Origin of the sequence: Lysinibacillus telephonicus (assembly GCF_003966145.1) — a bacterium.
GTDB classification, from domain to species: Bacteria; Bacillota; Bacilli; order Bacillales_A; family Planococcaceae; genus Ureibacillus; species Ureibacillus telephonicus.
On the sequence record NZ_RXNR01000090.1, the window covers coordinates 1 to 13,908 of the forward strand.

Annotated in this window: 8 protein-coding genes, 1 rRNA gene and 2 pseudogenes; 2 read left to right on the forward strand and 9 right to left on the reverse strand. The window is 36.6% G+C overall.

The features are described from left to right. Positions 1-339: 339 nt before the first annotated feature. Positions 340-1,557 (forward strand): annotated as a pseudogene (locus tag EKG35_RS18790) (IS110 family RNA-guided transposase). 506 nt (positions 1,558-2,063) lie between these two features. On the opposite strand, the gene EKG35_RS18795 reads toward EKG35_RS18790, so the two are convergent. The 8 genes and pseudogenes from EKG35_RS18795 to aceA form a co-directional block, all read right to left on the reverse strand. Further along, complete coding sequence (locus EKG35_RS18795) at positions 2,064-3,317, reverse strand: transglutaminase domain-containing protein (protein ID WP_126296072.1); 1,254 nt, start codon at positions 3,315-3,317, stop codon at positions 2,064-2,066. A 52-nt stretch (positions 3,318-3,369) separates the two neighbouring features. Then, complete coding sequence (locus tag EKG35_RS18800; protein WP_126296073.1) at positions 3,370-3,765, reverse strand: YkvA family protein; 396 nt, start codon at positions 3,763-3,765, stop codon at positions 3,370-3,372. A 162-nt stretch (positions 3,766-3,927) separates the two neighbouring features. Next, positions 3,928-4,647 carry a glycosyltransferase family 2 protein gene (locus EKG35_RS18805; RefSeq protein WP_246020491.1) on the reverse strand — a complete coding sequence of 240 codons (720 nt, stop codon included), beginning with the start codon at positions 4,645-4,647 and terminating at the stop codon, positions 3,928-3,930. An 81-nt stretch (positions 4,648-4,728) separates the two neighbouring features. Next, a complete protein-coding gene (gene ade / locus EKG35_RS18810; protein WP_126296074.1) occupies positions 4,729-6,492 on the reverse strand; it encodes an adenine deaminase in 1,764 nt (587 codons plus the stop codon). Between the two features lie 436 nt (positions 6,493-6,928). Next, positions 6,929-7,648: pseudogene (locus EKG35_RS18815) on the reverse strand (TerC family protein). 283 nt (positions 7,649-7,931) lie between these two features. Then, entirely contained in the window at positions 7,932-9,101 is a 1,170-nt protein-coding gene (locus EKG35_RS18820; RefSeq protein ID WP_126296075.1) for a pyridoxal-phosphate-dependent aminotransferase family protein, read from the reverse strand. Positions 9,102-9,472: 371 nt separating this feature from the next. Then, positions 9,473-11,074 (reverse strand): malate synthase A, encoded by a 1,602-nt coding sequence (gene aceB / locus EKG35_RS18825; protein ID WP_126296076.1) that lies wholly within the window; start codon positions 11,072-11,074, stop codon positions 9,473-9,475. A 121-nt stretch (positions 11,075-11,195) separates the two neighbouring features. Beyond that, positions 11,196-12,479, reverse strand: a complete 1,284-nt coding sequence (gene aceA, locus EKG35_RS18830) for an isocitrate lyase (protein ID WP_126296077.1) — start codon at positions 12,477-12,479, stop codon at positions 11,196-11,198. Between the two features lie 217 nt (positions 12,480-12,696). On the opposite strand from aceA, the gene EKG35_RS18835 reads away from it, so the two are divergent. After that, on the forward strand, positions 12,697-13,368 hold the full coding sequence (locus EKG35_RS18835) for a LytR/AlgR family response regulator transcription factor (protein ID WP_126296078.1): 672 nt from the start codon (positions 12,697-12,699) through the stop codon (positions 13,366-13,368). A gap of 436 nt (positions 13,369-13,804) precedes the next feature. On the opposite strand, the gene rrf is transcribed toward EKG35_RS18835, so the two are convergent. Then, positions 13,805-13,908 (reverse strand): 5S ribosomal RNA (gene rrf, locus EKG35_RS18840); the annotation flags it as partial.

The window sequence follows — 13,908 nt, forward strand, 5'->3', positions numbered from 1 at the left end:
GGCCACTGTTTGTTTAAATTCTTGATTATAACGTTTTTGACTCATAATTCGGACACGACCTTTCGTTAGTTCAATATTAATGACTTAACCTAGTTGTGTCCATAAATCTATACTACATCTAAACCATGGCCATGGTTTGTGCTACTTTTTTTTATAGTAGAAGTGAAGGAAAGCCGACCAGCCCCTGGGATCCTTTAGAATCCGTATTAAAAACCGGCTAACTTCACACCCTTATTTGAATCAGTTTAGTATGTTGGGTCCAAGAGATCGTGTATAAGAAAATGGAATCGATAAGGTACTGTGAAGCCTTCTATGATTAGCTATAAAGGAGAAGATTATATGAAACATGTTGTTGCCTTTGATGTGAGTAAAGGCAAAAGTACTATGACGATTTATGACCGTTATAAACAATGTGAATTTGAAGGTGAAATTGAACATACACGTTCTTGCTTTCAAACACTTCATGAAAGGTTACACCAATTAACGATTCTTGACGGCCAAGTACCTGAAATTGTATTTGAAGCGACAGGTGTTTATTCAAAAGGACTAGAGAAATTTTTACGTGATCATGGCTATCGGTATAGTCGAATGAATCCGTTAGAGGCGAACCTCCAAATGGCCTCCATGCGACGACATAAAACCGATAAAAGCGATGCACATGAATTAGCGAAAACACATTTTAAAATGGAACGTGACTATACATACCAACAGGATGAATATTATGAACAGATGCGAGCGTTAACGAGGTACTATGACGAAGTTGACATAGAAATGAACCATTTAAGGAATCGAATGCATGCCATTTTACAACTGAGTTTTCCAGAGTTAGAGAAGCTCATTACGCCAAAATCTGCTTTATTTTTAAACATCGTGCAACTTTATCCTCATCCTAGAGTACTACTTGCACATTCTAAAACCGTTTCGGAACAGGTTAAAAGAGAATACACGTAAAACCTTTCATTAAAACGTGCAGAAGAAAAGGCGATTCTTTTATTAGAAGCTGCTCAAGAATCCTATCCAGCTATAACCTCTACAGATGTTCGATGTGAACAAGTAAAAGATTATGCAAAGCGCATAGCCGATTTAAAGGAAAAGAAGGAACAGCTTGTGAAACAAATGGTTGAACTTTCGAAAGATCGTTCTGAATATCAGGTCCTTCTATCGTTTCCTGGGATTGGTGAAGCAACAGCCGTCCGTATTATTGGAGAGTTGGGTGATCTTCGACGGTTTAGAAATCATAAACAATTAAACGCCTATGTGGGAATCGACATTATGACTTATCAATCAGGCAACACGCATTACCAAGATCGTATTAATAAGCGAGGAAATAAGAAGTTACGGAAAATCTTATTTTTTATGATAAAAACGATGATTACATTACGTAAAACAATAACCAATCATCTCGTTGATTATTATGACAAATTAAAAATGCAACCTCAGAGAAAGCCTCATAAGGTTGCCATCATCGCGTGTATAAATAAGTTTTTGAAATTAATTTTTCATCTTATTCAACACAATCTACCATACGATTACAACACAGCTAGCCCCTGTGCGTAAATGGTAATTTAACTATAACATAAATGACCTTTCGAAAAAATGAAATATCGTTAGGTCTATTTGTTATGCACAATTTTTTTGTTTAGGAGGGGGTACCCCCCTCCTAAACAAAAAATCATCACTCCGAACAATTAATTCCTATAAAACGCTTGACTGGAGGTAAGAAAGGGGCTGGGACATAAGTGGATTTTTTGTAAGAATTCTCTTTTATCATTAATAAGAATCTGATAATTTTTGAAAATTGATTGAAGTGAAGGGGCGAGTGTAGCTGCCGGCTGCGCCTTTCGCTACAGAGCAATGTTTTTCTGTACCGAAAGCGAAGCGTCAGGTACAAAGCTTCCTGCGGGAACAGCCCGTGACTCGAGACCCCGCAGGAGTGTAGCGACGAGGAGGCTCTGGGCCAGCCCTGGATGCGCGTCCCCGGAACGGAAATCAATTTTCCGCTTAGCAAAAAAACGTCATTTTTCTCATCAAGAAAAATGGCGTCTTTTAGTTTTGTCCCAGCCTCATAATTCTATTTTTTTCAAGCCGCTATCAGTATTAAAATAAACGCTTCCATCCTCAACAAATAAATTATTTACTTCTTTTTTATATATAATAGACTCTTCTGTACCGTCTTTTTTAATTTTTGATAAATATCCACCATGAGAATAATTGCTAAAATATAGCCAATCACTATATCCAACAATGTATTGTGCTCGACTATCCGTTAACCGTGTATTTTCCCCTGTATTTAAATCGAGTCGATATAACCTATTATTATCATCCACATTACTATAGTAAATCATCCCATCTACTTCATAAGCATGATCTACTTGAGCCATAAATGCGTATTTATTACTGTCGGCACTTGGATAATCAGATTGTATCCAGCTATGGTCAAGCTCCATCTTTTCATCATTCATTAGGAAGTATCCATAGCTGACAATATTTTTTCGATCTGGAGTCGGATCATTCCAAGTTGTGTCAAGATGATACCATTCTCCATCAACTTTTACTAGGTTCCAAGCATGGCCTCCAGTATATACTTCCCCGACAACATATTTTGTTTCTACTCCAAATGCTTGCAGCATTTTAAGCGCAAGTAATGCATATCCTTGGCAAACCCCTCTGTTTTCTTGCACAATTGCAAAGGCACTGTGAGGACTTGCTGACGTCTCTTCACTATATTCTGTATTTTTTACAATATAGTCATTTACAAACTTCACTCGTTCAAAATCCGTCAATGATGCTGGATCTACTGTAGCAAGGATAGCTGCTACTTTTTCATTTACTACTTCCTCTTGTGCTGCATTAGTTAAATAGGATTGATGTACTTTTATGTTTGCACCAAATTGATTATATTCAAACTCTATTTTCCGATCAGCTAGATGGCCGAGAATATATTGATCCCGATTAGCAGCTTCTTCAACAGCAGTTTCAATAATTGTTTCGATATTAGTTGTACTTCCATCATAACGAATCTCAAAATCTGTTTCCCAGCGACTAAAATGATAATAAAAAGCTTCAGCCAGTTCCTCCGTTGTTTCAACCGAACTTGGTAATTTAGCATCCACTGCTGTAATAGTTGAAGCAGTTTGGACAATCGTATCTTTCGCAGTAGAAGATACGTTTGATAGAACTTCTGAAGTTGCATCTTGTATATTTATATTATTTTCATTTAATAAAACATTTACATCACTTACCAACTTAGAGCCGAAATCATATGTCGGCTTAAGCAGTACAATGACAATTACGAGAAATATTATTCGTTTTAACATAGTACAATCACCTCAGGATTCCGGCTTTTGAAAGTTGTTATTCTTCTAATGATTATATTTCATATTCAATAGAAGGTAGATAGTTCTCACCAAAAATTTTCTTTAACAGTTCATGCCCTTCTTCTTTCATTTCATCTGTAATAGATGCATAAACCACAGAAATAGCTTTAACAATGATAACTGTATCATCCGCTAAGCCAACAGCAGGTAGAAAGTCTGCTATAAGATCTATTGGTAATATAAAATATCCTAGTACACCAACAATCATAAGTTTATGTTCTTTTGGCATATTGGGGCTTTTTAATGCACAGTACAATGTTGCCACACCGTGTAATGCTTTAAATCCTAAATTTAAGCCAGCTTTTCTTAGCTTGTTTAAAAACTTATTTGGTGTGTAATGCTTTTCTTTTCCCCTTATTACTGGTTCTAGTTGAAAATTTTCATCCATTTTACTTTCCTCCTCAAATACCATGAACAAAAAATCTATTGCCTAGTACTATCATTACCAATTAATTAAAAAAGTACTACATAAAAGAATATTCCCTGCAAGAATAGTAGCCCTTTTTGTAGTACTGTAATATTTACGATTTAAAAAAGCAAAAGTTTCAGCTCAATTATGATGTTTTCGATTTTTCGAATATGTAATTAACATTTGTTGAAGTAATTTATGCGTATTAATAATCTCATCATAAAACATAATCGAGTTTTTTTTCAACTTTAACCTGCCTATTGGTATTTCATAAATTGGAATGTTTCTCTTAATTGCCTCTACTAGCATGTTTGTATCGTAGCTAAATGATTCCCCTGGAACTTTTATACACCAATATAACTGTTGTTTAGGAATACAACGCAAGCCCGTTTGCGTATCGAGCAAGCGTTTATGGAATAGCAAACTAAATAATATAGATGCAGTACGATTGCCAATCGAGCTTGTTAGAGGCATATCCTTTGAATTAAAGCTCCTCACTCCTAAAATAATCCCGTCTGAAAATATAGCTGCATTTTGTAAAATTCGCTGTACATCATCAAGCTTATGTTGGCCATGAGCCCCGACCGTTATAACAAAATTCACATGTTTTATATATGTTATTACGTATTGAAAACCAGTTTTTAATGCTCTTCCTTTCCCTTTATTCTTTTGATGGGTCAATACGATGCAACCATCAAGCTTTCGAAGTTCATCAAATACAACTTGATACTTCTCATCACTTCCATCATTAATAATGATGACTTTTTCTATATCAAATTTCAGCATATTTTTGACGTAACCAATTAACGCGTTTAATGGATTTAGAGCAGGTATAATTACAACAATCTTTGTCTTCACCACAGCATATTCCCCTTAGAAAAAATATAGGTATATTACTAAATATTTTATCCCTGTCAAAAATCAACTCCAGTGGCTTTTCAATTAAATAACACTATTATCAGAAAGGTCCTCAATTTCTATGTGTTTAAAGTTACGTACATCAAACAGGCCTGTATCTGTTAATTTTAGTTCCGGAATAACGGGTAAACTTAAAAAAGATAATGTTAAGAAGAAATGATAGTGTAAATCAGGATGGATTTGATGAAGGGCTTCATGAACCTCCTGAATTTTTTGTACTGCTTCTTCTGCAGGAAGAGTTGTCATTAACCCTGCAAGCGGTAATGCTAAAGAGCCGATAACCTTACCTTCATCTACAACCACCAATCCTCCTTGCATGGTTTGAAGAGCTTCTAGTGCTGTAATCATATCCTCATCATTAGTACCAACGACTATTGCATTATGGGAATCATGAGCTACAGTAGTTGCCACAGCACCTTTTCGTAGTCCAAAGCCATGAACAATTGCTAAACCCTTCGTCCCTAGAGAATGATGCCTTTCAATGACTGCAAGTTTTAACAAATCCTTCTCGACAGAAGGGACAAACAGACCATTTAGAACATCTACTTGTTGTTTTATATGTTTTGTCGTAATCTGATTTGGCATTATCTTAATGACATTTGCATAATTACTATTCCGAAAAGGAATCTCAAAGTCTTTTGGAGTTAGAGATGGGATATGAACTGAATGAAGGATTGATTTATTTATACTATTTGGTGCCTTTTCCTCATGAAGTGCTTTGCCATTTTCAGCAACCTTCACACCATCCTTCCAAACTGATGATATTTTCATACTTTGTAAATCCTCTATCGTAATAAAATCAGCAATGTATCCTTCAGCAATTGCACCTTTATCATATAATCGATAGCATTCTGCAGCATTTAAAGTCGCTAATTGGATAGCCTGAAGTGGATTCATTCCATGTTTTATAGCAAGGGAAATAGAAAAGTTAATACTGCCTTCCTTCATGAGCTCGTCCAAATGTTTATCATCAGTACAGAATGCAAACCTCCGCGCGTTTGCAGGAGTTACTGCCGGCAATAAATCAACTAAGTTTTTAGCAGCTGAGCCTTGTCGGATAAACACATACATTCCTTGTTTAATACGTTCCCGCGCTTCCTCAGCAGTTACACATTCATGGTCAGTCTGAATGCCTGCAGCACGATAGCCGCGAATTTGATCTCTACTTAGACCTGCACCATGACCGTCAATGATTTTATTTACATTTTGAATAAGGGATAATTTCTCTAACATGTCCAAATCAGCATTTAAGACTGCTGGATAATCCATGACTTCTGCAAGCCCTAAAACCTTTTCATTTTGGAGAAATGGAGATAGATCCTTTGCTTTCATAACTGCTCCTGCATGTTCAAATGAGGTGCTTGGAACACTAGAGGGAAGCATAAAATAAATATCCATTTTGGCATTATTTGCTTCGTTCAACATGAACTCTATTCCGGTAGATCCAGATACATTCACAATTTCATGTGGATCTGTAATGACTGAGGTAATTCCATGGGGCAACAAAAGTTGACTGAATTGGGATGGTGGTAACATAGATGATTCAATATGAATATGTGCATCAATTAAGCCTGGTATTACATATTTGCCATTTGCATCTTCAACGCTTTTCGCTGTAAATTCATCTTTCTCATCTAGTGCAATTATTTTGCCGTCCGCAACTACGATATTGGCCTTTCTCCAGCATAATGAAAAAACATCTGCTACAATCGCGTTTTTCAAAATAAAATCCGCTTCTGTTCTCTTTTGTGAAGTATTAATCAATCTCTCTACTGCTCTAATATCCATATTACTTTCACCCTCCTCAATTATCTATTATCTACATCGTATTTTAAAAGTAATCTTTTCATTACTTTACTATAAAATAAATCGTGGCGTTCTTCATCTCCTAGCTATTACAGTAGTTCCTTTAATGTGGGGAAAATCGAGGCCAAAAGAATTTGCTTATATTACTAATAAGAATAGGTTAATTTTTGAAAATTGATTGGTGAAGGTTCAAATGCATCAGCTCCTGTTGCTGAGTTTTCGATAAATTTATCTCTATTCTGTTAATTCTATAAAACTTTTAAATTCCAAAAATATTCCCCTAAATTTTAAATAGGTAATTCATCAGTTATTGTATAACCGCTAAATATATAAATATTATTGTCTAATCGTGAAATTCATAGTAAAGCAACTAAGAAAGAAAAAGAGAAAGAGTAAGATATCCTCTTTCCCTTAGCAATTATATTGTTTGTTTGGTTCCACTTTCTTTAGCATTGCTTTGATTTTTAAAATATCCTGCTGCAAGTATAATGACTGTTATGATTGCTAAAATTACATACGACAAAGCCCCATGTGGAAGATCAACCAGGTTATTTAGACTTTTATCTTTTAAAATCATCTCACCTGCTGTCCAAGCAAGAATCCCAGCACCTATATACGCAATCCAAGAGTACTTTTCCATAGCTTTAACAATAAATTTAGAGCCAAAAATCATAATAGGAATACTAATAAGAACACCAAGCGCGATCATCCCGATATGACCATGAGCAGCCCCAGCTACAGCTACTACATTATCTAAGCTCATAACAGCATCTGCAATAATAATGGTTTTAATGGCTTGAAACAGACCATTATGTTACTCAATATTAGCATCCTCTTCCCCTTCTACCAATACCTTATAAGCAATCCAAAGAAGTAGGGCACCACCGATAAGATTTACGTATGGGATTTGCAGTAGGTATACAATAATTGCTGCAAATGCAATTCGCAAAATAACAGCTCCTGCTGTTCCCCAAAAAATGGCTTTATTTTGTAATTCTTTTGGTAGATTTCTAGTTGCCATCGCTATAACGACCGCATTATCACCTGATAGTATAATATCTATCAATATTATTTTAAGTAGTGCTGCTAGCGCTGCAGATGAAATAGCAAAATTAAGCGCTAGAAATAAGTTTTCCATCTTTGTTCATTTCTCCTTTTTAAATAACAGATATTATATCTGTAAACCATATGAAGAATATTATAGTTTATCTTGAAACGGTAGTCTACGAGGTTAGAGGTGAGGGGTTAAAGTTTTTCGTTCACTTTCTTATAAATTTATAAATGAAGCTAGGGCATAAGTTGGAAACTTATTAATTATTATACAAATCGTGAAAATAAAACCGCATGAAATCAAGATTTTAAATTTGATTTCATGCGGTTTAATAATTTTTATAAGGTTTTGTTCCAGTCCCTTATTGATTTTATGAAACTACTTGGCCAAATTCTTCTTGAAACGCATTTATTGCGGACTCAATGTCTACTGTTCTTCCTAGATCTTGAAGGACTTCCCCTATTGATTGAATAGCTTGCTCAAGCATTTCTTTCGTCGTATTCCCCATATGGCCAATGCGAAACGCTTTGCCTGACAAATGTGCAAGAGCCCCTGCAACAATTACACCTTTACTTGCTAGACTTGTTCGAAAAGCTGCATCGTCTACACCTTTAGGATACAGCATACAACTTAATGTAGGAGCAGCCACTTGTTCATCAGCTAAAGCTTCCATACCATATGTTCGAAGGGCAGCACGCAAACCTCGACCAAAGGCAATATGGCGCATTTCACGCTTTTCAATTCCTTCATCTAGTACAATTTTCATTGCTGTATTATAGGCATAAATTAAATTGACCGGCGGGGTTGCAAAGTATTTCGATGGATCCTGCATTATTGGTAGCCAATTTTTTATATCACAATAATAGGCAGATATTTGTCCTAGTGATTCACGGGCTTGCAGTGCCGTTTGGTTAAATGCAACAATTGCAAGTCCAGGCGGGATGCCAATTGCCTTTTGGGACCCTGTTAGCACAACATCTATTTTATAATCAGGATGACCGTAACCTTTACTCATATTTTCATTCAATGCGGCTGTTGCAACAACTCCATCTAAAATAACTAGAGCCCCTGCCTTTTTAATAATTGGCACTAGTTTATCCAAATTTGAAATAACCCCTGTTGATGTATCCGCATGTGTGATAGTAACGGCTTTATAAGCTCCTTCTGCCAATTTCTTCTCAACTAGTGTTTCATCAACTTGTTGTCCCCATTCAGATTGCAGCACATCCACTTCAATTCCATAAGCGTTTGCCAATGGGGTAAATCGATCTCCAAAATAACCGTGGCTTATAACTAGCAGTTTTTCACCTTTGCCTACTGTGTTAACGATTGCCATTTCCATAGCAAGTGTACCAGAGCCTGCTACAACGAATACTTCTCCGTCTGTTTGCAGTAATTGTTTTGTCTGATTTAGCGCGTTTTTGTATATTGCGACAAATCGGGAATCTGTATGCCCCCTTGTTTCTTCCGCTAATGCCTCATAAATTTCATCAACTACTGGTGTTGGCCCCGGCACTAAAAGCATTTCAATATTTTTCATCCCATAATCCCCTTTGCTATGTATGTTTTTTCTCCTAACTAAACAATTTCTCCAAACTATAAAAATATCCTTCAAAAAAATAAAAAAGAGAAAAGAGGATGAAAATAAAGATAGTATTTTTAAAAATTTCAAGCTTAGAAAATCGTATAATAGCTTCTTAAAGTAGAGCGATATATTAAAATTCTTAACTGATATAAAAACTTTTACTAGATACTTTTAAAAGTTATATTTTTATCGAAAAAAAAGCCTTGCCAGCTTCTTAAAGCCAGTAAGGCATCCATCCCCAATTTGCATTATATTTTTACTAAACCCCTTGTTTTTTCGTGAATTATCAATTTAGGAGGCACCCTTTTGATAATGTTTCCTCTTTTTTAGCTTATTTTTTCGTAACCTGGCAAAGTTAGAAATTCTACAAACTCATCTTGCTCGATTAAAGATTTAAACAGTTCTGCCGCCTCGTCGTATCGACCACTGTTAAAGAGACGTTCCCCAACAGCCTCTTTAATTTTAGCGAGCTCATCTTGTAAAATTTCTAAAGTTAATTCCAATGTTACTTTACGGCCGTCTTCAAGAATTCCCTTTTCATGTCGAATCCATTGCCATACTTGAGTACGTGAAATTTCTGCAGTTGCTGCATCCTCCATTAAGTTATTAATCGGAGCGGCTCCATTGCCACGTAACCAAGAAGCAATATATTGAACCCCTACACTTGCATTAACGCGAAGCCCCTCTTCTGTAATTGTACCCTCTGGAACGGCCAACAAATCGTTCGCAGCTACATTTACATCCTCACGTTTCTTATCAATTTGGTTTGGAGTTTTCATAACTGCATCAAACTGCTCCATTGCAACTGGTACTAAACCTGGATGGGCAACCCACGTACCATCATGGCCATCTGTAGCTTCACGGCGTTTATCTTCTGCAACCTTTGCAAATGCGATTTTATTCGCTTCTTCGTCATTTTTAACTGGAATTTGCGCTGCCATACCACCCATTGCTGGTGCATTTCGTTTATGACAAGTTTGAATACATAGTGATGTATATGCTTTCATAAATGGAACGGTCATTGTTACTTGCCCACGATCAGGCAAAACTACATTTGGTTGATTACGTAAGCGTTTTATGAAACTGAATATATAATCCCAACGTCCACAATTTAATCCTGCTGAATGTTCTCGCAATTCATAAAGAATTTCATCCATCTCAAAGGCAGCTACAATTGTTTCAATTAGTACAGTTGCTTTAATTGTACCTTGTGGAATACCTAAATACTCTTGTGCATAAACAAATACATCATTCCATAAACGTGCTTCTAAATGGCTTTCAAGCTTTGGTAAGTAAAAATAAGGTCCTGTACCTCTTTCAAGTAATTTTTTAGCGTTATGGAAGAAGTACAATCCGAAGTCAAAGAGGCTGCCTGACATTGGTTCGCCATCTACTAGTACATTTTTTTCAAGTAAATGAAGCCCTCTTGGACGGACTATTAGTACAGCAATTTGGTCATTCAATTTATAAGTTTTTCCATTAGACTCTTGTGTATATTCAATAGTTCGCCGCACTGAATCACGCATATTGATTTGACCGGCAATCATATTTTCCCATGTCGGTGTTGATGCATCTTCAAAGCATGCCATAAACACTTTCGCTCCAGAATTCAACGCATTAATAACCATTTTTCTATCAACTGCTGGTCCAGTAATTTCTACACGACGATCTTGCAAATCTGCAGGAAGCGGTGCTATTGTCCAATCTCCTGTACGAATATGCTCTGTTTCTTGTAAGAAATTGAGTTGATCCCCAGCATCAAGTCTTTTTTGACGGTCTTTGCGTTTTTCCAACAGCTCCTTCCGTTGTTCATTGAACTTACCGTGAAGAGAAACAATGAACTCTAATGCTTCAGGAGTCAATATTTCCTTTGCTTGTTCTGTCAGTTCCCCAACAATTTTAAGCCCTTCAGTTGTTGCTTGCTTCATATTCAAGATCCCCCATCCTTATATGAATACTTAATAAATAGCCTCGATTAATTTTTTCCCTTTATTTAAAACCTTTTAGTTTGCTGCTCGTTACCGAGGCTACATAGATTTATAATAAAACTTATACAAACTGTGCTGTTTCAGTTGAACCTGCCATCGCAGTTGTAGATGAAGTACCGCCGGAAATTGTTTGTGCAACTTCGTCAAAGTAACCAGTTCCCACTTCGCGTTGGTGCTTTGTTGCAGTATAACCTTTTGACTCTAAGTCAAATTCTGCTTGTTGCAATTTAGAGTAAGCAGCCATACCATTATCTTTATAATCAACAGCAAGCTCGAACATTGATTTGTTAAGTGAATGGAAGCCTGCTAATGTTACGAATTGGAACTTATAGCCCATTTTTGCAATCTCACGCTGGAATTCCGCGATTTCATTATCCGAAAGTTTTGCTTTCCAGTTAAATGATGGAGAGCAGTTATAAGCTAACATTTTACCAGGGAATTTTGCATGAATGCCTTCAGCAAATTCACGAGCTTCTTCTAGTGATGGTTTTGACGTTTCACACCAAATTAAATCTGCATATGGTGCATAAGCTAAACCACGAGCAATTGCTTGTTTGATGCCAGCTCTTGTACGGAAGAACCCTTCTGGTGTACGTTCTCCAGTGATAAATTCAGCATCACGTGGGTCTATATCGCTTGTTACCATGTCAGCAGCGTCTGCATCTGTACGAGCAATTAAAATTGTATCGACACCCATTACATCCATTGCAAGACGTGCAGCAACTAAGTTACGTACAGCATTTTGAGTTGGAAGTAATACTTTACCACCTAAATGACCGCATTTTTTCTCTGATGCTAGTTGATCTTCTAAGTGAACACCAGCTGCACCAGCTTCTATCATGCCTTTTACAAGTTCGAATACATTCAATGGCCCCCCAAAGCCAGCTTCAGCATCCGCTACGATTGGTGCAAACCAGTCAAATCCATCATTGCGCCCTTCTGCGTAATCAATCTGATCTGCACGCTGCAATGCCTGATTAATACGTTTAACAACTTGTGGTACAGAGTTTGCCGGATATAGAGATTGGTCAGGATACATTTGTCCTGCAAGATTTGCATCAGCAGCTACTTGCCAACCTGATAAGTAAATTGCTTTCAGACCAGCCTTTACTTGTTGTACTGCTTGATTACCAGTTAATGCACCTAACGCATTAATGAAATCTTCTTCATGTAAAGATTTCCATAGGCGTGCAGCACCACGTTTTGCTAAAGTCTGCTCAACTACTACAGAGCCTTGTAATTTCACTACTTCTTCTGCTGTATAAGGTCTTTCAATCCCTTTCCATCGTGGGTTTTCAGCCCAATCTTTTTTAATAACCTCGATTTTTTCTTGTCTTGTTGACATGAACATTCCACACCTTCCCCTTATTTTAAATACAGTCTGTCAGAAAAAAATTTTTAGTATATCTGTTCCATAACAGAAGTATTTATTGTAAATTAATATATAACAGAGTGAATTTATTATCATTATTTTTTGACGAAACATTAAATATTTAGGATAAAAAGGCAATTTTGCAAGATGAAGTATTTAGATTTGTATTTCACATAGGGGGATTCTAAATATGGAGGTTAATAATTTGCATGTTTCTAAAGAGAGGCTGGAGCAATTTAAAATACTTTTAGAGGATTGGCTGCCAAAGGAAGCATCAATTGCAATCGCTTTGGATAATTCGTATGTTTATTACGCTCCAAGTAATCATCATTTACATTTAGACATTGGCAAGAACATTCATCCCGATAGTATTGCAGCTCGTGTGCTAAAATCTAAAACTAAAACTGAAGCAATAATCGATAACTCAATTTTTAACATACCTTATTATGCAATGGGTTATCCAATTTATCTTGATCAACGTGAAGCAGCTTTGGTTATTGTATTACCCTCAACTTACATCCCAGAGAAACAAGAACCTTATAAATTTTTAACAGGCAAACAGGATGAAGATTGGACGCCTATTCCGATTGAACAAATTTCACATATTGAAAGCTTGCAAAAACGAACATGGTTCTATACTCAAAATGAACAATACAAAACAAATATAACTTTAAAAGAACTGCAAACGAAGCTGCCCGAGTTCTTTTTACGTATTCACCGATCCTACATTTTAAATATTTATTTCATAAAGAGGATTTCCAGGGATCTAGCTTCAAACTTTGTTATAGAACTAAAAAATGGTGCAGAGCTTCCCGTAAGCCAATCTTATATAAATGACTTACGAAAGGTACTGGAATTTTAATTAATTAAAAGACTAATAGTGAAGCAAAAGTTTCTTATTTCGGATAATGGCTTTGATTCCCTACTGTCCGTTATTAATTTTGACAATGAAGGAATATAAAAAACCGCTGAAAATTCAGCGGTTTCATTTGCGAAGCGACGTCCTACTCTCACAGAGGTGCCCACAACTACCATCAGCGCTATCTCGAAGCACGATAACACATCGGATTCCTGCGTCACCTTCGTCTGTGCGGTGCTCACGTACTTTGTACGCTCCGCTCCTCTCTTCCTCGTTTCCTTGGACTCCTTGGTTCTCGCGCTTCTCGAATCAATTCTTATTTGTTTTTTCTTGTTATTCTTTTTTCCTTCTAATACGCGCCGAACAAACCTTCGGTTCTTGGTAGTTGAGGGCTTCCTTTTCCACATAAAAAAACCGCTGAGATTCAGCGGTTTCATTTGCGAAGCGACGTCCTACTCTCACAGGGGGAAGCCCCCAACTACCATCGGCGCTAAAGAGCTTAACTTCCGTGTTCGGTATGGGAACGGGTGTGACCTCTTTGCC